Raw genomic sequence first — 25,845 nt, forward strand, 5'->3', positions numbered from 1 at the left:
GTTTGCCGTCTATGGAGCGTTTCAAAGATTTTTTACGATACATCGTCAAGTATAAAAACAGTCGCATTGACCGGATTATGTTCTACCTGAGCTTGGTTTGCATTGGTTTGGTGGTTGTTCATGTCGGCTATATCACAGATGCGTCTTTGGCTCTTGTAACAGAAAAAGTTATTAAAGGCATGTTTTATTGCCTTTTTACGTTGGTGTCTATCCGCACCGTTGCCACTATTTTTGTGGAACGGCAAGTCAAGATATCCCAAATATCAAGCATAATTCTGCTCACGTATTTTGTTTTTATTTCATTGGCGAGGCTGGATGTTCATTCTTTTTTTGCGAAGCAAGAATGGATATATTTAGGTATCGCTATTTTGTTTCTGTTGGAGTTATCCCGCAATAGCCTCTTTTTTGATAATTTTTATTTCAATCCGACCATCCTTTTTGTCATCAGTTTTATTGCGCTGATTCTGTTAGGAACGGTGCTGCTGATGTTGCCACGGACGAGTTTGGGCGCCCCCCTAGGCTTCGTTGATGCTCTGTTTATGGCTTCGAGTGCCGTTTGTATCACGGGGCTGTCGGTTGTCGATTTAGCGAATAGCTTCTCCCTTTTTGGGCAGACCGTGGTGATGTTACTTATTCAAGTCGGTGGACTCGGTATTATGACATTCACAGGCTTCTTTGGCTACTTCTTTTCAGGTGGTTTTTCCTATAAAAATCAGTTGATGTTTGGGGAGATTCTCGGGGAGAATAAGCTCAACGATGTAATATCTACTTTGCTGACGATTATCTTTATTACGCTTCTTTTCGAACTTATTGGTGGCGTTATGATCTTCGCTTCGCTGGACGCACAGCAGTTCGACACCTTAGGACAGCGTATTTTCTTCTCTGCATTTCATGCTATTTCGTCCTTTTGTAACTCAGGATTTTCCATTTTGCCTGATGGCATAAATAATCCAGCTTACCGATTTAACTATGCTTTCCAGCTTTGTTTAGCCAGTATTTTTATTCTCGGAGGCCTCGGATTTGGAACGGTTTATAACTTTTACACCTACGGTAAGCATGCCTTGAAACACTTGGTTCGTCATCGTTTGCTGGGAAAGACCTACACGCATAAAGCACAGGTTTTTAGTTTTAATACACGCTTTATATTGGTTTGTAATGTTATTGTGTTGGTCTTGGCTACCACTTTTTACTTTTTATTAGAACGAAAATCAACCTTACTAGATGATCATTCTCTTTTTGGGGAGTGGGTGACTTCATTTTTTATGGCCAACTCTTCTCGGTCGGCAGGATTCAATAGTGTACACATTAACTTCGTTACAAGCCCGACATTGATTATGTTGGTTATTTTGATGTGGGTTGGTTCTTCTCCTGGGTCCACCGGTGGAGGGGTGAAGGTGACGACTGTTGCGTTGGCTATTTTAAATATTTTCGCACTAGCACGCGGAAAAGAGTCTGTTGAAATACATAAAAGAAGAGTCGCTGCCGAATCTATTAATAAAGCTTTTGCTATTATTGTGCTGTCGGTGCTTACCATTGCGGTTAGCTTTACGTTATTGAATTTTAGTGATGGCGAAAAGCCCATGAAAGAGCTTTTGTTTGAGGCTGTTTCTGCCTATACCACTTGTGGATTGAGCATGGGCGTTACACATTCACTTTCCCCGATAGGGAAGATGATTATTATTTTCACCATGTTTGTTGGACGTGTGGGGATGTTGACCCTATTGGTTGCGTTTATCAAAAACACGAAAAATAAGAGTTATATCTATCCAACGGAGAAGATTTTGTTTTAATAAAGATTAAGTTGCTACACGATAAATCAAGGAGCAGATGAAATATATTGTATTGGGCTTAGGCCATTTTGGAAAATCATTGTCTATTCACTTGACCAGTTTGGGTCATGAGGTTATTGCTGTCGATAAAAAATTAGCTATCGTGGAGCAGTTGAAGGACAAGATCACCTATACGGTATGCATGGATAGTACCGACCGAGAGGCGGTTACGTCTTTACCATTGAAAGATTGTGATGCGGTGATTGTAGCGATTGGCGAAGATGAGGGGGCTTCCTTATTGACCACGGCTTTGTTGAAGCAGTTGAATGTAAAACGTATTATTGGACGGGTGGTTTCCGACCTTCAGAAAACGGTACTCCAAGCAATGCAGATTGAAGAGCATGTGATGCCGGAGGAAGAGGCTGCCGAGCGACTGGCTATGCGCTTAGATAACGTAGATATTGTGGATTCTTTTAAGGTTTCCGATCGCTATTCTATCATCGAGACGCGCGTTCCAAGCAAATATGTGGGGATGACCCTTAAAGATGCCAACCTGACTAATAAATATAAAGTGATTGTGTTGACTACTGTAAAAGCTTATGATACCACCGTAAAAGGGGTAATGGTGCAACGCAAGGAGGCTTCTGGTATTGCGAGCTCCGAAACTATTTTAGATGAAGGGGGCTTATTGGTTCTTTTTGGTGAGTTATCGGATATTAAGAAACTTATAGAGAAGGAAGATTAACCAGCCTTCGGCGGATATTGAACATGCCACGCCCTGTGGCATGAACCTGTGTTTCGATTGTTTTGCGTCCTTTGGGGCAGCTGTGTTAGGAAGCTTTTATAGGGTAAGGCCCTACACTTCATGGGTATACGGTTTTGGATTCTAGTTAATAAACTATAAATTTGATAGACCAATTAATTGTTAAAATATGAAGAATCATCAAGAAATAGCTTCTGTAAATCCTACGGACCTGGTAAAGCTTAAGAAAAGACATAAACGAAACATGCTGTTGGCGGTACTTATCGGTATGGTCTTCGGCAGTTTTTTAGCACAGGATATGGATAGCCTGAAACAAGCTTTCAAAAAAGGGTATGAAGCCGGTAACAAATCTGAAAAAGAACAAACGGAAGTTATTAAGTAAAAAATACAAAGACAATTTTTGGCATTATCTGCTGTGATAGATGCTTTTGAATTATTCTGCTAGCTGTTTTTAGTAGATTAATGCTTCATTCGTTGTTCTTTGTTGGCATAAGTTGTAGGCCTATTGAATTTATGCTGATAATTTCAAATCATTTCTATATTTTTGGAACTTAGCATAACTAATCCTTTTATAGTATTTCATGAAAAAGTGGTTTAAGGAAAACTCGACACATTTCATCATCATCGCGATTTTTATTGTGTTGGTGTTTTTTTATTTTTCACCGATTTTTGGTGGGAAAACGTTGGTTCAGCATGATGTTATTCAAGCTGAAGGTAGCCAGAAAGAGCTTTTTGACTATCAAGCCAAAGACGGCCATGCGCCATTATGGACGAACTCCATGTTTGGTGGTATGCCAACGTATCAAATTTGGTATGCACATGCCAATAACGTTACAACCTATATAGGGAAAGGCTTAAAGGCTGTTTTTCCTGTTCCTACAGATGTTGTTTTACTATATCTACTAGGTGCTTACTTTTTGTTTTCTACGCTTCGTTTAAAACCATGGGTGGCTGCTTTAGGGGCTATTGCTTTGGCTTTTACTTCGTATAATTTTATTTATATCGAGGCTGGTCACTTGAATAAAGCCTACGCTATCGCTTATTTACCACCTATTATTGGTGCTATATTGTTGTGCTATAGAGGGCAGCGTTTATGGGGTTCGGTTCTCTTAGCTTTATTTATGGCTTTGGAGATTCGTACGAATCACATCCAGATGACGTATTACCTATTTATCGCTTTATTGGTATATGTTCTTTTCGAATTGTACCATACCTACAAGACGAAAGACTGGAAAAACTTCATTCAAGCGTCTGCATTGCAGATTGGAGCCGTTATTCTAGCGGTTTTAGTGAATGCTTCGGTATTATTCCCTACCTATGAATATAGCAAGCTTACCACACGTGGTAAAGCCAATATTGTGAAAGTAGAAGACGGCGGTAAGTCGAGCGGGTTAGATAAAAAATATGCTTACGATTGGAGTCAAGGTGTTGGTGAGAATATCACTTTCTTAATTCCTAATGCTTACGGTGGTAGCTCTAGCGGTGTATTGGATGAGAAGTCTGAGGTTGTGAAATTCTTTACGAAGAATGGTTTCCCAGAAAATCAAGCCGTACAAATTGCACAAAACCTACCAACTTATTGGGGGGAGAAAATGTTTACAGCAGGGCCTTGGTATTTCGGGGCTGCGGTTATCTTCTTATTTATCTTAGGTATTGTCATCGTTAAAGATCGTATCAAATGGTGGATTTTAACGGCTACTGCTTTGATTATCTTCCTAGCTTTTGGACGTCACTTCCCATTAATATCGGATTTATTCTTTGATTACTTCCCGATGTACAACAAGTTTAGAGCAGTAGAATCGACACTTGTCATTGCGGCTATTTTGATTCCTGTATTGGCCATTTTAGCGGTCAATGAATTGTTAACGAAGGCCGATCAGATTGTAAACCTAGATAAGAAAGTCTTATATACCTTTGTTGGTGTAGGCGGTGTTTGTTTGCTTGTAGCGTTATTGCCGAATTTATTCTTAGACTTCAAAAGCTCGACGCATACGGAGTTTGTGAGTAGCCTTGGTCAGCAGCTCGGTGATCAACAGGCAGGCACAGAATTGGGTAATGCTTTAGTGAAAGACCGTTCATCGTTGGCGAGCAAAGATGCTTATCGTTCTTTATTAATTGTTGCCCTTACTTTTGGTTTAGTTTGGTTTTACATCAAGCGTAAAGTAAGTGTTAACGTTTTTGTGGCTTTACTTGCCATTATCATTCTTGCCGATTTATGGGCTGTTGATAAGCGTTATTTAAATAATGACTCTTTTGTAGATGCAAAGACTGGTAGAACGCATGTTGCAGAGCGTGAAGTTGATCAATTAATCCGTATGGATAAAGATCCTAGCTACCGTGTTTTAGATTTGACGACGAATCCATTCTCGGATGCTAAAGCTTCCTATTTCCATAAAAACTTAGGTGGTTACCATGCTGCCAAATTGATGCGTTTCCAAGAGCTTGTCGAAAACCAGTTCAATGGCGCCATCAATGAGGATGTTTTGGATATGTTCAACGTGCGTTATGTGATTCGTCAGAATCAACAGAATGGAGCCGAGCAAATTCAACGTAGAAGTACGGCCGCTGGTAATGCTTGGTTTGTTGATAAGGTTACCTTCGTAAAAGATAATGCCCAAGAAATGCATGCAATCAGCAGCTTTGATCCTTCGAAAGAAGCATTCGTACACGAAGAGTTTAAAGGAAAGTTGACGCCAGCACGTTTAGGACATGCTGCAAATGCAGAAATTAAATTAGTGTCTTATCATCCTGACACCTTGAAATATGAGTCTACTTCTCCGAATGATGCATTTGCGGTATTCTCTGAAGTATACTATGAAAAAGGATGGAAAGCGTATATTGATGGAAATGAAGTGCCGATTATTCGTGCTGATTATATCCTTCGCGCTTTGCAAATTCCGGGAGGAAACCACAAGATTGAGTTTATCTTTGCACCAGAATCGATGCGTATCAGTAACATCGTTTCTCTAATCGCATCAATCATATTAGTCTTAGGACTTATTGCTTCGGTTTATTACAGTGTAAGAAAATCGAAAACAACAAAATAATAAAATAGGCTCCCAAGGGAGCCTATTTTATTTAGGTGAAACCTTTAAAATAATTTGAGCTGAGGCTCGGTTACTTTAAAGGTTTTTCTATGATGTGGGCTTGAGCCATAGGCTAATACCGCATTGCGGTGCTTAATGGTTGGGTAGCCTTTGTTGGATAGCCAATCATAGATTGGGTAATCCACGGCAATGCCGTCCATGTAATCATCTCGATAGGTTTTAGCGAGGATTGAGGCCGCAGCGATAGATAAGTACTTGCTATCGCCTTTTACAATACAACTATGCGGAACTTCGAGATAGTTTTTAAAACGATTACCGTCGACAATAATGTATTGGGCCTTGTGTTGCAGTTGGTCTAATGCTCTGTGCATGGCCAAAAAGGAGGCATTGAGGATGTTGATTTTATCAATCTCCGCCGCCGATACGCTTGCTACAGCAAAGGCTAAAGCTTCTTGCTCAATTATCGGCCGTAAGGCCATTCTTTTTTTCTCGGATAGCTGTTTTGAATCATTCAGCAGCGAATTGGTATAGTCGGGCGGAAAAATAACCGCTGCCGCAAACACAGGGCCTGCTAGGCACCCGCGGCCTGCTTCATCGCATCCTGCTTCAAGGAGCTCCTGTTGGAAGGTAGTCAATAACATAAAGACGAAGGTACAAAACCCCTAAATATAATTCGCATAACGATGGTTAAATAGATGAATGACGAAAGATTATTGGGCGTAGCCCTTGTGCTACAATTTAGATGTAACAAGTCTGTGATGCCTTTTGATTTACATTAATTTACATTACTAATTTCTTTCTTTGTAGGAGAAAAGAAAATGCTTCTTGTTTTAGGACATTTTCACTTACTAAACCACGGATGAAAAGATTTGTTGCCCTTTGTTTGTTGTCGTTGACCTGTTCCTATTCTTTTTCACAAAAAAAGCAAGACTATAGTATTGCCTACAAAAATGATGTTACCATCGATGGAAAACATCTAGAATGGAACGATTTGGCGAATGTAGATGATGCGGGCAAGTGGTACTATAAGGTGGCACATGACAAAACAAACCTCTATGTTGCGATTCGCATTCAGGATTCAATGATGCAAAATGCAGTGGCTACAGAAGGCATTATGGTTAAGTTTCCCGCAGAAAGTAAGAAAACAAAGGACCGCATTTTCGTGTATCCTTATCTGGATAAGGAAGTTAAGCGAGCTTTACGACAGGCGGCCATTGAAGATCCTATTGCTATAGTTAAGTCCAGCAATATCGACTTGATTCATCGCTCTAGAGGTTTTGTGGTATTGGGTTTTCCCACAATCATTGAAGGCTTACTTTCTTTACAAAATAACTACGGCTTGAAAGCGATGATAGGTACAGATGATGACGCGATGTATTATGAGGCTGTTATTCCAAAAGATTTGCTAGCTATTAGGGATGATGTTGTCGCGTTGGAGCTGCAAATCAATGATTTCGCCGCCATGTCAGTAGGAAAAAAAAGAAAAGATAAGCACCTGAAAACAACAACAGTGTTACGTCTACAAGGAAGATTGATACAAGAATAATTTGAGAAGAGAAAAATATATGAAACAGTTAATTAAAGGGTTAATGGTCGTCTGTTTGTTGTGTACCTATTGGGCGGTACAGGCACAAACAGGAAGAGTTGTTCAGGGGATGCTACGCGATAATGAATCGCGTATGGTGTCTGGAGCTTCCGTTAAACTGATTGCAGGAAAAGATACGTTAGGCACCAGTTCTTCGGCAGCAGGTATCTTTATTTTTAATAATGTGAAAGCTGAATCTTTTAAGATTAAGGTGAGTAGCATCGCTTTTGAGGCCTTTGAAAAAGAATTCACTTTCCCGAATGGACAAGACAAGCTGATTATTCCTTCTTTTGAATTAAAGGGTATTGCCAATATGTTGGAGGAGGTTGTTGTTAGTGGCGTGTTGAGCGTGCAAGTTAAAGGCGATACCGTTGAATATGGTACAAAAGATTTGAAGCTTCGTGAAGGTGCTGTAGCCGAAGATGCGCTGAAGAAATTGCAAGGTGTAGAAGTCGATAAAGATGGTAATGTGACTGCACAAGGAGAAGCGGTGACACGCGTACGTATCAATGGTAAGGACTTTTTCGGTGGAGATGTGAAAACAGCAACACAGAACTTACCAGCAAATATTATCCAGAAGCTGCAGATTGTAGACGACTATGGGGATATGGCTAATCTGACAGGAAATAGAACAGGGGATTCAGAGAAAGTATTAAATATACAGATAGACCCTAAGTATAATAAAGGATTTATGACCACCCTACGTGTGGGCTATGGTACCGAAGATCGCTATCAAGCGACGGGAATGGTAATGGCGTTGAATAATAAAACACAGGTTTCAGTTTTGGGAAATCTGAATAATATGAATGCTCCTTTATTTGACTTTAGTGCCATGGGCGGTGGTGCTCGTCGTCGTATTGGTGGTGCTGGTGGTCGCGGTGGAGGCGGTATGTTTGGTGGTTCAGAAGGTTTAACAAAAACAGGGTCAATCGGCTTAAACGTGCGTCATGACTTCTCGGATAAATTAAAATTGTATGGTAGCTACTCCTACGGGCATGATAATAATACCACTTTATCTACTCGTCGTCGTGAAAACTTAGGTTTGAATCAGCTTGATAGCTCCCATACCGATAATAACTCTATTAGAGCAAGTCATCGTTTTGAAGCCAATTTAGAATGGAATATCACTGATAAGGATTATTTGAAGCTTACACCGCAATTTGGTTTTGATGATAATAGCGGTACAACATTCGATAATAGAAGCATCTATTTTGGAAATGTGTTGAGTAATATTCAGAATCAACAGACTTTCTCTAAGAGTAACACACCGCGTTATAATATTAGCGGTCTCTATAATCGTAAGTTGAATGATAAAGGACGTAATGTATTCTTGAACTTCAACTATGATAATTCCGCTACAGATAGTGATTATCAGCGGGTCTTAGATAACCTTGTGGCAAGTGAGACAAACCCGAATGCATCGTTAGATTCTATCTATGAAAAAACGTTGCAAGAGGTTAGAAATAAAAATTGGAATGCCGGAGGTACGTTATCCTACACAGAACCTTTGACCGATAAAGGACGTTTGGAAGTAACGTACGATTTAAACGTAAATGATTACGATAACAAAAACAAACAGAATGGTTACGACAGATTAGGTCAGCCTATTCAAAGTGACTTGTTAAACTATGATTATCGTTATGACTATTCCTTCACTACACATCGTGTCGGAGCAAGTTATATCTACAGTGGTGAGAAGTTGAGCTATACATTAGGAGCAGCAGTGCAGCCTACGATTTTGAATGGTGAAGCTTTCAGTACGAATCAGTCGGCTTTAATCGATCGTAAGAATTTTAATATTATTCCTATTGCTCGCTTTGAATATAAATTTTCACGTCAAAAAAATATTACTATTAACTATTCAGGACGTGCTAGTGAGCCGGGTGTAACGCAGATTTTGCCTTATGAAGTGAGTACCAATCGTACAAGTATCACAATTGGTAACCCAGAGCTTAATCCAGAGTTTAGACACCAAGTTCAGTTGCGTTACCGCAGTGGTGATTTCCAGAAAGGGGATACCTTCTTTGCGATGTTGAATAGTAATTTGACGACGAATAAGATTGTTAATTTTAGCAAGTCTTACCGTGATGATTCACCAAGCAATTTAGGAGCTATTCAAGAAACACGCTTTTTAAATTCGGACGATAATGTATATGGCGTGAATTCTTTCTACAATTATGGAAAGTCTATAAAGGAAAAAACATACAACCTGATGTTCATGGGATCTATTAACTACAACAAGAACATCTCCTACATATCGACAGATAAAAATGCGCTTGAAGGAAACAAAAACGTAGCTAATAACTGGGTGTTTATGCAAGGCTTTGCTTTCCGTTATAATCCTTCGGAAAACTTAGAGATCAACCCAGGCGTACGCTATTCGTATAACTATACGAAGAATACGTTGTCTGGTAATAGTAACCGTGCTGTATCAGGATGGACACCCAATATAATCGGTTCTGTAAATATTACACCAACGACAATCTATGGTGCTGATGTATCAAAAACATTTAATAAAGGTTATGGAGTAACAGCCAACCCTTTTATTATCAATACCTATATCGAGCAACGTTTCTTAGCAGGACAACGTGCTACGATTCGCCTACAAGCGTTTGACTTGTTGAATCAACAAACGAATATCTCTAGAACAATTTCTGGCGATAATATTACGGATAGTCAAACGAATCGTTTAGGACGCTACTTTATGTTGACGTTCACCTTTAAGTTGCAGAAATTCTCTGGAATTAACCCATTCCAAGAGGAGTCGGGACCTGGAGGTATGCGCAGACCAAGAATGTAAGTACAATGTTATAAAATGGGGTAAACGGCCGTGGTCATCAATAGATTACGGCCGTTTTTGTTTTATAAATGTGTAGATTTGCCTGTTGAAAAAGAAAGAACATACTATGGAGTACGAAGTTATCCGTTTGGATAATGGCATTCGCGCTGTCTTGCATCGCCAAGCATCTCCCATAACGCATACCTGCTTAGTGGTAAATGCGGGGTCGAGGGATGAAAAAAAAGGACAATATGGATTGGCCCATTTTATTGAGCACTTGCTCTTTAAGGAAACGGACAGACGTTCGACGAAACAAATATTAAACTATATCGAGGCTGTTGGTGGTGATTTAAATGCATACACTACCAAAGAGTATACCTGCATTCATGCTTCCGTTTTGAAGCCTCATTTAAATAAGGCCTTAGATCTTTTTGAAGATATTATCTTCCATTCTGTTTTTCCTGAAGAGGAACTCGAGAAAGAAAAAGGTGTTATCGTTGATGAAATGGCTTCGTATCTGGATAGCCCGGAGGAATCTATTCAGGATGATTATGAAGACTTGATTTTTAAAGGGTCTGGACTTGGGCACAATATTTTGGGAATTGAAGAAGACCTTTTGGCTTTTGATAAACCCGATGTAGAAAAGTTTATCGCCGAGAATTATAATACCCACGAGCTTGTGATTGGAATCACGGGAGATTATGATCTTAAAGCCGTAGAAAAGCTCTTACGCCGCTATTTTGAGCCCGTAAAGGAGAATAAAGTCGATAAGCAACGTGAGCAGGTGCTGTTTGGTGTGCAGGAGCATATTGAAGTTGCCAAGCCTATCAACCAAGTGCATTACATGCTAGGCTCTCCAGCTTATGGCATTCGTGACGACCGTAAAACAGGCTTACTGCTGCTTAATAATACCTTAGGCGGCTTGGGAATGAGTTCCATCTTAAACATGTCTATCCGCGAAAAATATGGTATTGCCTACACGATAGAGTCCAACTATACGATGTATTCAGATAGCGGCCTTTTTACAATCTACCTCGGTACAGATGTGGAGAAGGTGCAGCGTGCTAAAAAATTGTTGTTTAAAGAGCTTGATAAGCTGCAGAATGATGGATTTAGTGAGGTGCAACTTAAGAAGGCCAAAAATAAATTTAAAGGCCAAATTGCATTAGCGGAAGAAAATCGGATGAGTATGATTATTGCTGTTGCAAAAAATGTACTCGATTACAACCGTATAATCTCTTTGGATGAAGTTTTTGAACGTATAGATGCGGTTACTACGGGCGATTTCCAGGCGATAGCACAGGATGTTTTTGACGAGAAAAAGCTTACTTCACTAGCTTTTATTCCCGAGAACTAGCGCATCGGCGGGTTGATCAATTTGCATAGAAAAGCTAGTTTATCTATGTTTGTGTTTTAAATAAAGAAATTTTCAATGAAAACAGCTTATGTTTTTCCTGGTCAAGGGGCGCAGTTCGTCGGAATGGGCCAAGACCTTTACAATTTGAACGAAGAAACCAAGGCCTTGTTTGAACAGGCAAATGATATTTTAGGGTTTCGTATTACGGATATTATGTTTTCAGGTACGGACGAAGACTTGAAGCAAACTAACGTAACACAACCTGCTATTTTCCTACATTCTGTAATCTTGGCGAAAGCTTTAGGTGATTCTTTTCAACCAGCAATGGTGGCAGGTCACTCTTTAGGTGAGTTCTCTGCGCTTGTTGCTGCTGGAGCTTTATCTTTTGAAGATGGATTACGTTTGGTCGCTCAGCGTGCTAATGCGATGCAGAAAGCTTGTGAAGCAGAACCATCCACTATGGCGGCAATCTTAGGTTTAGATGATGAGACTGTAGAGCGTATTTGTGCATCTATTGATGATGTTGTCGTAGCAGCTAATTACAACTGCCCAGGACAGCTTGTTATCTCTGGTTCTATTGCTGGTATTGATAAAGCTTGTGCGTTGCTTACAGAGGCTGGTGCAAAGCGTGCATTGAAATTAAATGTAGGTGGTGCTTTCCACTCTCCATTGATGGAGCCTGCTAAGGTTGAGTTGCAAGCAGCTATTGAAGCGACAGAAATTAAAGCGCCTGTTTGTCCTATATACCAAAACGTAGATGCTCAAGCATATACTGATCCAGCAGCTATCAAAGCAAATCTTATTGCGCAGTTGACTGGAGCGGTTCGTTGGACACAGACTGTACAAAATATTTTAGCGGATGGAGCTGAGGCTTTCGTAGAAGTTGGTCCAGGTAATGTATTACAAGGGTTAGTAAAGAAAGTTGACCGTTCGGTACAAACGTCGGCAGCAGCGATTGCTTAATCGGTTGCTATAGATGATAAAAAAGGCGATGATTTTTAAAATCATCGCCTTTTTCTTTATGCTTCAACTTCAGCCTTCGGCGGGAAGTTTTTGTGTTTTCTCTTACTGATCTTATCGAGGTTCACTGGTTGTGGCACTTTTACATAGTAACCCGTTCCGTCATACTCTCGGTTATTAGGTTGTGCTTTACAAGCATCCGAACAACAGCCATTCATTTCCCATCCACAAGCATCACATTGCGTGAAATGCTCGTTACATAGCGCGTTTGCACAGTTAATCATCTTTGAAGAAATCGTTCCACAGTTTTTACATGTAGAGATAATCGATGGGTTTACGGAGTTTACATCAACCGTAACGCGGTTATCAAATACGTAACATTCACCTTCAAAGTCTTTTCCTCCAGCTTCTTTACCATACTTAATAATACCACCATGCAATTGGTATACATCTTCAAATCCTTCTTTTAATAAAAGGGCAGATGCCTTTTCACACTTGATACCACCCGTACAGTAGGTAAGAACTTTCTTGCCTTTGTATTGTTCGAGCTCTTTTATTTTTTCTGGAAATTCACGGAAGTTTTCGATATCTAACGTTACCGCATTTTTGAATCGACCAACGTTATGTTCGTAGTTTGAACGTACATCCAAAATAACAACATCGTCACGATCTTTCATTTCCATGAAATCCTTTGGCTCCAAGTGGATACCTGTTTGTATGTTTGGGTCGATTTCTTTAGGGTCACGAAGGCCAGAGTGTACGATCTCAGGTTTATAACGACAGTGCATCTTAATGAAAGAAAGCTCTTCTACTTCGTCAATTTTAAACTCTGTTTTTGCAAAACGCTCGTCCGCATGTATGGCTTCCATATAGCTTTTGCAGTCCTCTGGTCTTCCAGAAACAGTACCATTTAACCCTTCATCGGCAACGATAATACGACCAACAAGGTTTAACGATTTACAAAATTCTAAGTGATCAACCGCAAATTGTTCGGCGTTCTCGATATGGCTGTAGCAATAGTACAGCAGGGTTTGATAGTTACTCATATGCATTGATACCGCTGCAAACGGCGTTTAATGTGTTAAACAATATATTACGGTACAAAGGTAAGAAAAAATGACTAGCAAAAATTGATGGCTATCACTTTTTGAAAATAGACCGTTTTGTACTTGTGATGGCGCTGTATATTCTTTCGCGAGAGCAAAAAAGGTGAGGCGATTGGGAAGTTCGTATGAGTTATACAATAGGAATCTGTAGCGCCTTTTACCATTGGACAAGGCCCCATTACTGCATGGAAAGAACTTGTTCAGCAACATCGATTGTGTTGTTTTCAAAGAATAATCACCTCCAGACGTCATCTGCAAGGAAAAGGTGAAAAGCAAATCGTAGTGGTATCACTATTTTTTAGACATAAAAAAGCCGTTCAATCTCTTGAACGGCTTTTCTAATATATTGTTCGATTTTTTATTAGCGAACTGGTGTAAATACCAATGTGTTATCGAAGATGAATGAACCATTCACGCCTGTGCTGATATATCCTTTACCATTTAAAGAGAAAGATACTGATTTTTCACGCGCATCGAAAGGAAGTGATTGGTGTTTGTCATTCCACGTGTCTGTTGATGGATCGTAAGCCCATACTGTATTTGTGATACTAGCACCGCTTTTTCCACTAACTACATAGCCTGTGTTTCCGATTACGAAAGCACCAGCATTGTATTTTCTAACGTCATATGTTTTACCATCATCATCTCTCTTAAGATCACCTAAAGCAGTCCAGTTGGTACCATCGAAAGAGTAGAAATCTTCAGGAAGATTTGCACTGTTTGCATAGCCACCACCTACATAAGCTTTATTGCCAATCACGAAAGTGAAAGCAAATGCTTTTTTGTATTTGAAAGGAACAGAAATTTCTGTCCATTGGTCTGTAGCAGGGTCATATTTGTAGAAATCACTAAATTTAGAATCTGTTTTAGTAGAACCTAAACCTACGTATGCAATCTTTCCTAATGTGAAAGCTACTGCACCGTAACGCGCATTACCTGGGAAGTCTGCAATTTTTGTCCATGTATTTTTCGCTGGCTCAAATTTGTAGAAATCTTTAAGGTCGTCAGTTCCTGTAGAACCTAAACCTACATAACCAACACCGTCGATTGAGAAACCTGTCGCCATTTGACGTTTTGTTCCAGGGAAATCAGCGATATCCGTCCATGTTGTACCATTAAATGAAGATCCATCATTTACGACACCATCATTTTTCACATAACCACCAACCACATAGGCAACATTGTTGATCGTAAAGGATGCGGCACCGTTTCTAGGATCGTTTTTGAACACGATTGATCTTTCCCACTCTGTAGGCCCATCATCGTCGTCGTTGTCTTTTTTGCTACAAGAGTTGAATGACGTAAGAGCAATAGCGCATACTAAAATCAACGATAGCCAATTTTTCTTATTCATAAATTATCTAAATTTAGTGTACAATATATTCAATTTAATTTTTGGTTTTGCATTTTCCGTCGCGATAAAAGTCGTGTTAAAAGTGCTAAATAGCCCTGGACTTGGTACGCTTAAGAATAAACTTTTATCATCAAATGATGATGTTGACTTCAAGCTTTTTAAGTAATTAATCAAGTTAAACGTATATGTGCCGTTTTTTCCTGTTTGATTACCCGGGATAAATCCTGCTTGTTGTATTCCTGTGCCATAAGGTGAGGAAATAAAACTAATTGGAATATTATCATGATCGGCAACAAAAAGCATCAAGGCCCCTGGAATAGGGTACATCGTATTTGTGCTAGGTGTTGAGGTCTCAATAACTAATTCCGCTTTGTTTACAGAAAGGTTTTCATCCATTAAAAACTCTTTTAACGAAGGGAATGACATTTTCGCTACAACACCTGTTCCTGCTTGCATCAACGTTACACCGGCTGTTGCTGTCGTTTTTATTTCGTTTTTGCTTACAGAAAGATCCGCAAAAGCTGTTCCTTTTCTGTCGTATTCAACATTATTAAACTGCAGGTGCTTCTGCGTAATACTTAATATTTTAGCTTCTGTTTTTTTGAAACCGTCTGTACCAGTATAGCTGTAGTTTATTTTGAATTGTATCGTATCGTTGAAGGCTAATGTTGTTGTGTTACCTGCATCAGGCACAATAGCTAGTCCCTTAAAATATTCTTGAAAATTGTCATTCGATGCAACTTTAATATCGTTTGCGCGAATCATATCAAAAATTTCCTGACCTATGCTGTTTGATAGACGAATGTTTAATGAATCTAGTGCACGTACTCTAGGTGCAAAGGTTACACTGCCTATTGGGCTTGCTGCATAGTCAAATTTCTGTTTAGTAAAGATATTTGGACCTGTAATGTAAATAGGAATATTTTTATTCTGTATTCCACTTAATAGATCTTGGTTTTCAAGAGTCTGTGTTAAGCGGTGAACATTGATCTTTTGTGTGCTTGTTGTATCACCGTAGTAATATTTAGCTCGTTGTGTTCTTAGAACTAAACTAAGTGAATCAAATACCGCAGTCTGTGGAATGTTGTTTTCGAAACTTGTAAAACCAATTGGAAAATAGGATGTTGAAGATAGGGTTCCAATATTTGGAACTTCTGCTCTACCTACAATAATACTACCCGTTCCAGCGGAAGGTAAGTTGTCTAATTGTACCGTCGAGGTGTTTACTGTAAATGAATCAATAAATGACACACCCACATTATCGGTTGCCGAGTTGTCTAGCATGACACTCATATCCTTATTACAAGCACTTACGGTTATTAGTGTAAAAATTGGCAGCGCAATAAAGTATAGCCTCTTCTTCAAAAATTGATTCATATTTAACATTTGACTGGCAAAAGTAATGAAATGGAACTGTTAATCAGTGTTATATTTTGTTAAAAGTATCCTATTCCTTATGTGTTGCAAATCTAATGATTTTAATTTGTATTAATAATGTTAAAAAAGTTTAAAATACTCCTCGTAATTATAGCCCTTACGGCCGCTGGGACGGTTCTGGTGCTGTCTATTTGGCTCTATGGTAGCTATAAGAATCGGCAAGAACTTTTTCTCGGACTAGCCGAGCGTTCTTTGCTCAATGTGTTGCAAAATTATGCGCAGAATGCCTCCACGGTGCAATGGAAGAAGGAACACGCCCATCCTGGAGAAAATGCACGGAAGTTTAAGCCCTGGTTAGATCTGGTGCAAAAGGTATACCCGCAGGTAGAAATCGCCAAGCTCCGTAATGCGCTAGACACCGTTTCTTATCGCACGCTTTACAACCGTAAGATGAAACAAAGTACGGGACGCAGCAAAGAGTCGCCAGAGCAGCTATTGCCTTGGTACCTATTGGAAAAAATAGATTTTACACCAGAGCTTTTAGATTCTTTGGAATCTAGATTAACCCAATCATTGGCACGCAATGGTATTAAAGTGGCTTTTGAGCTTAAGTTGGAGGAGATAAAACCCGAAGAATTTGACCAATATTATGGTCAAGAGGTGCGGAAAGTAAACCTGTTAACGCGGCCTATTTTAGTAAATCCTTCCATCAATGAGTACTTAATTGGCAAGTTCCAGCAGCCCTGGTCTTATTTTTTAGCAAAAATGGGCTGGCAGCTATTGTTTTCGTTGTTCTTATTGACAGCAATGTTAGGAACTTTTGTTTACCTTTTGCAGACGATAAAGAAGCAAAATGAATTAGCGCTGCTGCGTAAATCTTTTGTCAACAACATGACGCATGAGCTGAAGACTCCCGTTGCTACTGTAATGGCTGCGATTGAGGCTATTCAGTTTTATGTTGCTAAAGATGATCGTGCAAAAATGGAGCGTTATCTGGAGGTCTCTAAGCACGAGTTAGAACACCTACACCACATGATAGAGACTGTTTTACAGCTTAATGTGGACGAAGGGAAGGGTGTTGTATTACATAAAGGAACTTTCGACTTTGTCGCTTTGCTGGATACAAATATTGAAGCGGCGCAGCTATCTTCGAAAAAAGAAGTGCAGATTACAAAGGCTTTTAATCAGTCGGAAGTATGGATTTATGCAGATGAAGCACATATTCGTAATGTGGTAACCAATCTGTTGGACAATGCCATAAAATATTCTGAAGAGCCTGTTCGTATTCACGTTGAACTTCAGGAGAACGATGAGGCTGTTACTTTGGAGATTGAAGATAAAGGAATGGGGATTCATCCAAGCCATCATAAGCATATATTCGATATGTTGTATCGGGTGCCGGAAGGGAATTTACATGCTGTGAAAGGGTTTGGCTTGGGTCTTGCCTACGTCAAGCAGGTTGTGGAGCAGCATGGTGGGCAGGTAGGTGTTTCCAGTGCCTTAGGTGAGGGAAGTACCTTTACGGTGGTGATTCCGAATGATAAGCCTGTCGACACGGATGAATTAGGGATGAAGTAAGCTTGAAAAAAGATAGAACAGATGATTGATATTTTATATGTCGAAGATGAAGCCAGTTTGGCGATGATTGTTTCTGATAGTTTAGAAGCACATGGCTTTGCGGTGCGTCATCGTGAAAATGGACGTGATGCCCTTGCTGCTTTTGATCAGCGTAAGCCCGATATTATCGTGTTGGATGTGATGATGCCTTTGATGGATGGCTTTACCGTAGCGGAAGAGATTAGAAAGGTTGATACTTTCACGCCCATTTTATTTTTAACGGCATTGACGCAAACGGAAGATGTGGTTAAGGGTTTTCATACAGGCGCTAATGATTATGTGCGTAAGCCTTTTAAAATTGAGGAATTGGTGGTCCGTATTCAGTCGTTGACGAAACGTATTGTTCAGCAAGGCGGTAAGTTTTACCAAATCGGGGATTATGGGTTGGACACTTTGAAATCTATATTAAGCTATGGCGATCAGCAGGAGAAGCTTTCTTTTCGGGAGAGCGAACTACTGCGAAGGCTGTATGAACAGAAGGATCGCGTCGTTCCACGTGAAGAGATTATCAAAGCCTATTGGAGCGATGATACCTATTTTACAGGGCGTAGTCTCGATGTATTTATCAGCCGTATTCGTAAACATCTTATGCAGGATGAACGCATAAAAATCACGAATATTCGCGGAGTTGGATATATTCTGACGATTGATTAATTTGCAGCTTATGATTTTCTAGTAGCTTGTAGTCATAAACCGAGCTACCCAAAATATATGCTGATGAAAGCCCTGATACTCGTAGATATACAAAATGATTTTTTGCCTGGCGGAAGTTTGCCCGTTGCAGGTGGTGACCTCATTATTCCGTTGGTAAACAAAATACAGGCTGATTTTGACCTTGTGGTTGCTACCCAAGATTGGCATCCCGCCAATCATAAAAGCTTTGCTTCTATGCATGAAGGAAAGTCTCCTTATGAGGTGATTATGCTGAGGGATCTGCAGCAGGTCTTATGGCCAGATCATTGTGTGCAAGGCAGCCAGGGGGCTGAGTTTTCATCGGCCCTTGATACCAACCGCATCGCTGCCACCTTTCGAAAAGGAATGAACTCCGAAATTGATAGCTACTCCGGTTTTTATGATAACGGCCATTTGCATGCTATTGGTTTATCGGGCTATCTGAAAGAACGTGGAGTAGGTGAGGTCTATGTATGTGGCCTTGCGGCCGATTTTTGTGTGTTCTTTACCGCGATGGATAGCTTGAAGGAAGTTTTTTCAACCTTTATTATTAGTGAGGCAACGAAGGCCATCGACGAGGTCGGCTATAGCGAGAAGAAGCAAGAATTTATCGCTGCAGGCGGAAAATTCAGGTAAGCAAAAGGGGCTTTCACATACATGAGAGCCCCTTTTTATTTGATCGTAAAATGGATTCAGAATTAGATAAGTGCTTTTTTGTTTAAAAGCTCTGCGATTTGTACCGCATTTGTTGCGGCTCCTTTTCTAAGGTTATCCGCAACTACCCATAAGTTTAATGTTTTGTCTTGCGACTCATCACGACGGATACGGCCAACAAACACCTCATCTTTACCATGTGCATCTTTTGGCATTGGGTATTTAAGGTTTGCAGGATCATCGACAACGATAACTCCTGTTTGTGCTGCCAATAACTCACGAACTTCCGCTAAGTCAAAGTCATTTTCAAACTCAATGTTTACCGCCTCGGAGTGACCACCAATAACAGGGATACGTACCGTTGTTGCTGTAACACGGATACTATCGTCCTGCATAATTTTATTGGTCTCCTTAATCATTTTCATTTCCTCTTTCGTGTAGCCATTATCTTGGAAAACATCGATATGAGGAATTACGTTAAGGTCGATTTGGTAAGGATATGCTTTCTCGCCATCAATACCTGCGCGCTCGTCGTTAAGCTGGTTTACAGCCTTAACGCCTGTTCCTGTAACCGATTGGTAAGTAGAAACAACAACACGTTTAATTTTATACTTCTCGTGAAGCGGTTGTAAAACCACAACCATTTGTATCGTTGAACAATTTGGGTTAGCAATGATTTTGTCATCTGCTGTCAACACATCACCGTTTACCTCTGGAACTACTAATTTTTTTGTAGGATCCATACGCCAAGCTGAAGAGTTGTCGATAACGGTGATTCCTGCTTCCGCAAATAAGGGAGCATACTCCGTCGACGTTTCACCACCAGCAGAAAATAAAGCAACATTTGGCTTCAATTCGATAGCTTCCTTCGCAGTGACAACCTTATACTTCTTTCCCTTGAACTCAATTTCCTTACCCTTGCTCTTCTCTGATGCTACAGGAATTAATTCTGTTACCGGGAAATTACGCTCCGCTAAAACGGTCAAGATTTCTGACCCTACAAGGCCAGTTGCCCCTACTACTGCGACTTTCATACTGTTACTGTGTTTTTATGGTTGAATACTAAATAAATAATGTTACATTTATTTGAAAGAAACCAAACATACGAAATAAGCCGATTCTTTTCTAATTATTAAATACAATTTTTCTTTTATATCTCCTTCGTGTTTGAGTTTTTGCTATAAACAGGCTTGTTTTTATGAGAATTGCTCAAAATATCGCAGTCTTAAGTCTGATATTTTCAATTTTGGCATTGGAGGTGCAAGGCCAAATTTGCATCAGCGAAGTGATGGCTAATCCGAATAATGGACGGCTTCCAGCCTATGAATATATAGAATTGTACAATTATGGGACCGAAAGCCTTTCTTTGGTGGGGTATCACCTGCAGGTTGGAAATGCTCGCAGTTCATTGCCCGACCGCAATCTAGCCCCCAAGCAGTATCTTATTTTAGTGAGTGAAACGGGAGCGGATTCTTTTTCTGTTTTTGGGAATGTAGCCGTACTCTCTCCTTGGCGGGTATTGAACAACAGTGAGGGGACGATTCGTTTGTTTAACGCATCGGGAGTTGTTCAGGATGAATTAAGCTATAGCAATCGGTGGTTTAAGACGGCCAGCAAGCGGCAAGGAGGGTGGAGCTTAGAGCGTATCGACCCAAGCTACCCCTGCAATTTGGCGCAAAGTTGGGGAGAGTCTGAGTCTGCCATAGGGGGGACACCCGGGGAGCGAAATTCCGTAGCAAAAGATAGTTTCATACCGCCACTAGCTGCTTTGGTGAAGTCTGTAGATGAGAGGTCAGTTCGTTTAAGTTTTGGACTTCCCCTTTCCGTACTTGGGGCTTTGCATGTAGGTAATTTTCAGTTGTCCGAGCAAAGTGCACAGATTGTGGATATTCAACGGGATAGCAACGACCTTATCTTGCAGCTTTCCAGTCCGCTTGTTACGGATAAAAAAATAATTTTAGACCTCGTTGATTTACGTTTTTGTGATGTCACGTATAGTCAGTCCCTTGTCTTATTTAACTCTTCGGAAGTTGGTTTTCGAGATCTTATCATCAATGAGGTACTTTTTAATCCGAAGGTGGGCGGCGTAGATTTTGTTGAGATTTATAATCGGTCGTCGAAGATTGTAGATTTAGCAGGGTGGTTGCTCGGAAATCGACTATTGACGAGCGCTAGTTATTTTTTAGAACCTGGTGCATTCTGCGTCTTGACAACATCGAGCGCTTTAGTCGTACAGGATTATCCTAAAGCTGCACGAGATTATTTTTTGGAAATGCCTGCTATACCTGCGTTCCCCAATGAGCGAGGTGTCGTCCTGCTGAAAAATAAAGAAGGAGTACCAGTCGATAGTTTGTTTTATAGCGCGAGTATGCATCAGCCTTTTTTGGTGAATGCCAAAGGTATTTCTTTGGAGCGACAGGGCTATGATTTGGAGACAAATGCAGCAGGAACTTTTACTTCGGCCTCCGTTTTGTCAGGTGGGGCGACTCCAGGTTATGTAAATTCCGTTACTAAAGTTGAAGAAGATGAAAAAAATAAACTTTTTTTAGAGCGTAGAACCTTCTCCCCAGATGCGGATGGTGATGAAGATTTTTTAATTATTGGTTATTCCTTTTCCTTGGATAACGCCATGATGAATGTGACGATATATAATGACCAAGGGTGGTTGGTGAATCGCTTAGTACGCAATAAAAGCACAGGTAGACAGGGAGAAGTACGGTGGGACGGCTTGGATGAAGGTGGAAAACAGAGCCCTTCGGGCATTTATATTTGCTACGTAGAGCTCTATAATTCGTCTGGTCATTTTCAATCGTTTAAAGAGGGTTTCGTCTTGCTGAATCGTTTAAGTAACTATTGACAGATGAGTAAAAAATGAACTATCTTTGTAGCAATGAAAGAGCGTATTATTATGATTGGTGCTAACGGTCAGATCGGATCTGAATTGGCTGTTGCCCTCCGCCAGAAATTTGGCCCAGAGAATGTCATTACTTCTGATATTAGACCTCCTGCCGAAGAAGTGGCGGGCGCGATTTTTGAAACGATTAATGTCTTAGATAAACCGGCAGTGAAAGCGCTGTTGGAAAAGTATAAACCCACACAGATTTATCTTTTAGCAGCAATGCTATCGGCTACAGGTGAGCAATATCCGCAGAAAGCCTGGGATCTCAACATGAATGGCTTATTAAATGTATTAGATTTAGCTGTAGAGTTGGGTATTAAAAAAATATTTTGGCCAAGCTCTATTGCTGTTTTTGGCCCGAATTCACCTAAGCAGCAGACAGCACAATACTGTGTAATGGATCCGAACAGTATCTATGGAATCAGTAAATTGGCTGGCGAGCGTTTATGTGAATATTACCACCAAAAATATGGTTTAGATATTCGTAGTGTACGCTACCCTGGAATTATATCTTGGCGTACAGCACCAGGAGGAGGTACAACAGACTATGCTGTACATATTTTCTTTGAGGCGCTGAAGTCAGGTAAGTACGCAAGCTTCTTGTCGGCAAATACCGAACTGCCGATGTTATATATGGACGATGCTGTGCGTGGAACCATCGAATTGATGGATGCTCCAGAAGAGCAGTTAACAATTCGTTCGAGCTATAATTTAGCAGGTATATCCTTTACCCCACAGATGATTGCTGAAGAAATTAAAAAAATTCTTCCTAATTTTGAATTGTCTTATGTCGAGAATGACCCTCGTCAAGCCATTGCTGACTCTTGGCCAGCAAGTATCGATGACAGCTATGCGCGTAAAGATTGGGCATGGAAGCCAACTTTTGACTTAGCGGCGATGACAAAAGATATGATCGAAAATCTCAAAACAAACATTTAACAATGGGTAGAGCCTTTGAATTCAGAAAAGAAAGAAAATTTAAACGCTGGGCAAAAATGGCCGTTCAGTTTACACGTCTTGGTAAAGAGATTGCCATTGCGGTAAAAGAGGGCGGGCCACACCCAGAGAATAACTCACGTTTACGTACAGCTATCCAGAATGCGAAAGCTGTAAATATGCCTAAAGATCGTGTGGAAGCAGCTATAAAAAGAGCTTCCGAAAAAGATGCTAAAGGCTATGAAGAGTATGTATACGAAGGATACGGGCCACACGGCGTTCCTGTATTAATCGAGACTGCAACGGATAATACCAACCGTACTGTCGCTAATATTAGAAGTTATTTCACGAAATCTGGTGGTTCTTTAGGGAAAACTGGTTCGTTGGATTTTATCTTTCAGCGTAAGTCTATCTTTAGATTTGCTGCAGCCGAAGATTTAGAAGTTGAAGAGCTAGAGCTTGAACTGATTGACGGTGGTTTGGAAGAGTTGTATCTAGAGTCGGATGAAGAAGGAAAAGATATCGTTGTGGTACAAACTTCTTTTGAGGATTTCGGAAATATGCAGAGTTTATTGGAAGAAAAAGGTATTGAAGTTTCTTCTGCGAAATTAGAGCGTATCTCTTTATCTCAAACATCTTTGACGGAAGAACAAGCTGCAGACGTATTAAAGCTTATCGATAAAATTGAAGAGGATGATGATGTTCAGGCCGTATATCACAATATGGACTAATATTTAAAAGTATTCTAATAAAAAAGAGGGCCATGGCCCTCTTTTTTATTATTAATTGCTATTTTTAGTTTTTTAAGGAACTGTTTAGGAGAACAATTCTGGTTTGCGAAGAGAATCTATTTGTTGGGAGCATACCTAAAGATAAATACTCTTCCTTATGAGGCATCTTTTTATATTAACATGGTAACGTTCGAGGAGTTTTTCGAGAAAAAGAAAATTGATTTGTCTTTGCTTCAGCAAGACAATGAAGCTCTATATGCGGAGTTTGAAAACCATTTTGCACAGATGGGAGCGAAAAGCTTCGATCATTCAAAAAAATTTTGGTTTAATAAGTTGCGGAAGGATTACCATCTTGTTGATAAACCTGTCGTTCAGGTTGTCGAAAAGGTAGCTGTTGTCTCCGATTTACCCGCCGTTCCTATTTCTCCTTCGGAGGAAGTAACAGCAACTAGTAAGCCGGCAGGCTTTAAGCCACGTTTCAAAGCAGCAGGTGTCGCGAAACCAGTAGAGCCAAGTGCTCCTGTAGCAGATGATAACGTTGAGGAGTCTACTTCCCCTTCGGAGGAAGTACCAGCAGTAGCTGCTAGTAAGCCGGCAGGCTTTAAGCCACGTTTCAAAGCAGGTGTTACAAAACCAACTGCGGCAAGTGCTCCTGTAGCAGATGATAACGTTGAGGAGTCTACTTCCCCTTCGGAGGAAGTACCAGCGGTAGCTGCTAGTAAGCCGGCAGGCTTTACGCCACGTTTCAAAGCGGGTGTTACAAAACCAGTAGAGCCAAGCGCTCCTGTAGCAGATGCTAACGTTGAAACATCTACTCCTTCTTCGGAGGAAGTACCTACAGTAGCAGCTAGTAAGCCGGCAGGCTTTACACCACGTTTCAAAGCGGGTGTTACAAAACCAGCTGCGGCAAGCGCTTCTGTAGAGGAAGATAAAATTGAAGAATCTACTTCTCCTTCGGAGGAAGTAACAGCAGTAGCTGCAAGTAAGCCGGCAGGCTTTACGCCACGTTTCAAAGCGGGTGTTACAAAACCAGCTGTGGCAAGCGCTTCTGTAGAGGAAGATAAAATTGAAGAACCGACTTCCCCTTCGGAGGAAGTTCCAGCAGTAGCTGCAAGTAAGCCGGCGGGCTTTACGCCACGTTTCAAAGCGGGTGTTACAAAACCAGCTGAGGCAAGTGCTTCTGTAGAGGAAGATAAAATTGAAGCATCGACTTCTCCTTCGGAGGAAGTACCGGCAGTAGCTGCAAGTAAGCCGGCAGGCTTTACGCCACGTTTCAAAGCGGGTGTTACAAAACCAGCTGCGGCAAGCGCTCCTGTAGAGGAAGGTAAAATTGAAGAGTCTACTTCTCCTTCGGAGGAAGTACCCGCAACAAGTAAACCACTCGGTTTTAAACCTCGTTTTAAGGCCGGTGTAACCAAGAATAAATCATCCGATGATACGTCATCAGGACAAGAATAAAATATATAAACTAATTAATTAAACATGTTAAAGGAAGAAAGACAGGCCTATATCATTCATCAGATTAATCTGCACAATAAAGTATTGTCCTCGGACTTAAGCGTGCAGTTAAATGTTTCTGAGGATACAATCCGTAGAGATTTGAATGAATTGGCGGAGAACGGTCAAGTTCTTAAAGTATATGGTGGCGCATTGTCCAAGTCTTTTCAGTTTCCGTTTCAGGACGGGAACGTTTACGCAAAGGAGTCTAAAAAAGAAATTGCCAAAAAAGCAATTTCACTTATACAAAATGGAATGACTGTTCTGGTGGGTGGTGGTACCACTATGATTGAGCTCGCACGCTTGATTCCAAATGATGTACAATGTACATTTTTTACCATCAGTCCTTTGGTTGCATTAGAGTTAGCCGAAAAAGATAATATTGATGTTATCCTTGTGGGCGGCAGACTCTCTCGCAACACAAATATTGTGACGGGTGCGCAGGTAATCAATGAGCTTTCTGAAATTCGTGTAGACTTGTGTTTGTTAGGAACCAATAGTCTTTCTGTAGATGAAGGTATTACTGATTCCGACTGGGAAGTTGTTCAAATAAAGCGTGCTATGATTAAGTCATCACAGAAGGTGGTTATCTTAAGTATCGCGGAGAAATTGAACTCTAATCAGAAAATGCGTGTAGCACCATTGCGCGATGTTTCTTATTTGGTGACCGACTTGGAACCATCGAACCCTAAACTTAGCGAGTTTGCAAAATCATTGAAGGTATTGTAATTTTGCATAAATA

At 40.5% G+C, this 25,845-nt stretch carries 21 protein-coding genes; 16 read left to right on the top strand and 5 right to left on the bottom strand.

Going from position 1 to position 25,845, the window contains the following annotated elements:
* The first annotated feature begins 11 nt into the window (after positions 1 to 11).
* The 4 genes from WH223_RS03165 (at position 12) to WH223_RS03180 (ending at position 5,579) form a co-directional block, all read left to right on the top strand.
* Complete coding sequence (locus WH223_RS03165) at positions 12 to 1,790, top strand: TrkH family potassium uptake protein (RefSeq protein WP_340046078.1); 1,779 nt, start codon at positions 12 to 14, stop codon at positions 1,788 to 1,790.
* Positions 1,791 to 1,827: 37 nt separating this feature from the next.
* Positions 1,828 to 2,514 (top strand): potassium channel family protein, encoded by a 687-nt coding sequence (locus WH223_RS03170; RefSeq protein WP_340046079.1) that lies wholly within the window; start codon positions 1,828 to 1,830, stop codon positions 2,512 to 2,514.
* Positions 2,515 to 2,701: 187 nt separating this feature from the next.
* The gene (locus WH223_RS03175; protein WP_340046080.1) at positions 2,702 to 2,914 is read left to right on the top strand and encodes a hypothetical protein; all 213 of its coding nucleotides are present in this window, start codon (positions 2,702 to 2,704) and stop codon (positions 2,912 to 2,914) included.
* 199 nt (positions 2,915 to 3,113) lie between these two features.
* Positions 3,114 to 5,579 carry a YfhO family protein gene (locus WH223_RS03180; protein WP_340046081.1) on the top strand — a complete coding sequence of 822 codons (2,466 nt, stop codon included), beginning with the start codon at positions 3,114 to 3,116 and terminating at the stop codon, positions 5,577 to 5,579.
* Positions 5,580 to 5,623: 44 nt separating this feature from the next.
* Here WH223_RS03180 and WH223_RS03185 read toward each other — a convergent pair whose 3' ends face one another.
* A complete protein-coding gene (locus WH223_RS03185) occupies positions 5,624 to 6,220 on the bottom strand; it encodes a ribonuclease HII (RefSeq protein WP_340046082.1) in 597 nt (198 codons plus the stop codon).
* A 218-nt stretch (positions 6,221 to 6,438) separates the two neighbouring features.
* Between WH223_RS03185 and WH223_RS03190 the strand changes: the two genes are divergently transcribed.
* From WH223_RS03190 to fabD, 4 genes are all read left to right on the top strand, one after another.
* Positions 6,439 to 7,125: a hypothetical protein gene (locus WH223_RS03190; protein WP_340046083.1), complete on the top strand. Its 687-nt coding sequence runs from the start codon at positions 6,439 to 6,441 to the stop codon at positions 7,123 to 7,125.
* Between the two features lie 19 nt (positions 7,126 to 7,144).
* On the top strand, positions 7,145 to 9,964 hold the full coding sequence (locus tag WH223_RS03195) for an outer membrane beta-barrel protein (protein WP_340046084.1): 2,820 nt from the start codon (positions 7,145 to 7,147) through the stop codon (positions 9,962 to 9,964).
* Positions 9,965 to 10,070: 106 nt separating this feature from the next.
* On the top strand, positions 10,071 to 11,300 hold the full coding sequence (locus WH223_RS03200) for a M16 family metallopeptidase (RefSeq protein ID WP_340046085.1): 1,230 nt from the start codon (positions 10,071 to 10,073) through the stop codon (positions 11,298 to 11,300).
* Between the two features lie 75 nt (positions 11,301 to 11,375).
* Positions 11,376 to 12,263: an ACP S-malonyltransferase gene (fabD, locus tag WH223_RS03205; RefSeq protein ID WP_340046086.1), complete on the top strand. Its 888-nt coding sequence runs from the start codon at positions 11,376 to 11,378 to the stop codon at positions 12,261 to 12,263.
* Positions 12,264 to 12,319: 56 nt separating this feature from the next.
* On the opposite strand, the gene trhO is transcribed toward fabD, so the two are convergent.
* The 3 genes from trhO to WH223_RS03220 all read right to left on the bottom strand — a co-directional run bounded on the left by trhO (position 12,320) and on the right by WH223_RS03220 (position 16,097).
* Entirely contained in the window at positions 12,320 to 13,306 is a 987-nt protein-coding gene (gene trhO / locus WH223_RS03210) for an oxygen-dependent tRNA uridine(34) hydroxylase TrhO (protein ID WP_340046087.1), read from the bottom strand.
* A gap of 421 nt (positions 13,307 to 13,727) precedes the next feature.
* Complete coding sequence (locus tag WH223_RS03215) at positions 13,728 to 14,720, bottom strand: Kelch repeat-containing protein (protein ID WP_340046088.1); 993 nt, start codon at positions 14,718 to 14,720, stop codon at positions 13,728 to 13,730.
* A 3-nt stretch (positions 14,721 to 14,723) separates the two neighbouring features.
* On the bottom strand, positions 14,724 to 16,097 hold the full coding sequence (locus tag WH223_RS03220; RefSeq protein WP_340046089.1) for a DUF4270 family protein: 1,374 nt from the start codon (positions 16,095 to 16,097) through the stop codon (positions 14,724 to 14,726).
* A 117-nt stretch (positions 16,098 to 16,214) separates the two neighbouring features.
* Here WH223_RS03220 and WH223_RS03225 point away from each other — a divergent pair, with 117 nt between their 5' ends.
* The 3 genes from WH223_RS03225 (at position 16,215) to pncA (ending at position 19,022) form a co-directional block, all read left to right on the top strand.
* Positions 16,215 to 17,675 carry a sensor histidine kinase gene (locus WH223_RS03225; RefSeq protein ID WP_340046090.1) on the top strand — a complete coding sequence of 487 codons (1,461 nt, stop codon included), beginning with the start codon at positions 16,215 to 16,217 and terminating at the stop codon, positions 17,673 to 17,675.
* A gap of 21 nt (positions 17,676 to 17,696) precedes the next feature.
* Positions 17,697 to 18,368, top strand: coding sequence for a response regulator transcription factor (locus WH223_RS03230; protein ID WP_340046091.1), 672 nt, complete (start codon positions 17,697 to 17,699; stop codon positions 18,366 to 18,368).
* A gap of 63 nt (positions 18,369 to 18,431) precedes the next feature.
* On the top strand, positions 18,432 to 19,022 hold the full coding sequence (gene pncA, locus WH223_RS03235) for a bifunctional nicotinamidase/pyrazinamidase (RefSeq protein ID WP_340046092.1): 591 nt from the start codon (positions 18,432 to 18,434) through the stop codon (positions 19,020 to 19,022).
* Between the two features lie 62 nt (positions 19,023 to 19,084).
* On the opposite strand, the gene WH223_RS03240 is transcribed toward pncA, so the two are convergent.
* Entirely contained in the window at positions 19,085 to 20,074 is a 990-nt protein-coding gene (locus WH223_RS03240) for an aspartate-semialdehyde dehydrogenase (RefSeq protein ID WP_340046093.1), read from the bottom strand.
* 164 nt (positions 20,075 to 20,238) lie between these two features.
* Here WH223_RS03240 and WH223_RS03245 point away from each other — a divergent pair, with 164 nt between their 5' ends.
* The 5 genes from WH223_RS03245 (at position 20,239) to WH223_RS03265 (ending at position 25,832) form a co-directional block, all read left to right on the top strand.
* A complete protein-coding gene (locus WH223_RS03245) occupies positions 20,239 to 21,897 on the top strand; it encodes a lamin tail domain-containing protein (protein WP_340046094.1) in 1,659 nt (552 codons plus the stop codon).
* A 33-nt stretch (positions 21,898 to 21,930) separates the two neighbouring features.
* Positions 21,931 to 22,878 carry an NAD-dependent epimerase/dehydratase family protein gene (locus tag WH223_RS03250; protein WP_340046095.1) on the top strand — a complete coding sequence of 316 codons (948 nt, stop codon included), beginning with the start codon at positions 21,931 to 21,933 and terminating at the stop codon, positions 22,876 to 22,878.
* Between the two features lie 2 nt (positions 22,879 to 22,880).
* Positions 22,881 to 23,606 carry a YebC/PmpR family DNA-binding transcriptional regulator gene (locus tag WH223_RS03255; RefSeq protein WP_340046096.1) on the top strand — a complete coding sequence of 242 codons (726 nt, stop codon included), beginning with the start codon at positions 22,881 to 22,883 and terminating at the stop codon, positions 23,604 to 23,606.
* A 180-nt stretch (positions 23,607 to 23,786) separates the two neighbouring features.
* On the top strand, positions 23,787 to 25,064 hold the full coding sequence (locus tag WH223_RS03260; RefSeq protein ID WP_340046097.1) for a hypothetical protein: 1,278 nt from the start codon (positions 23,787 to 23,789) through the stop codon (positions 25,062 to 25,064).
* 24 nt (positions 25,065 to 25,088) lie between these two features.
* The gene (locus WH223_RS03265; RefSeq protein WP_340046098.1) at positions 25,089 to 25,832 is read left to right on the top strand and encodes a DeoR/GlpR family DNA-binding transcription regulator; all 744 of its coding nucleotides are present in this window, start codon (positions 25,089 to 25,091) and stop codon (positions 25,830 to 25,832) included.
* Positions 25,833 to 25,845: the final 13 nt, after the last annotated feature.

It is taken from the genome of Sphingobacterium sp. MYb382, from assembly GCF_037572665.1.
In the GTDB taxonomy this organism is placed as follows: Bacteria; Bacteroidota; Bacteroidia; order Sphingobacteriales; family Sphingobacteriaceae; genus Sphingobacterium.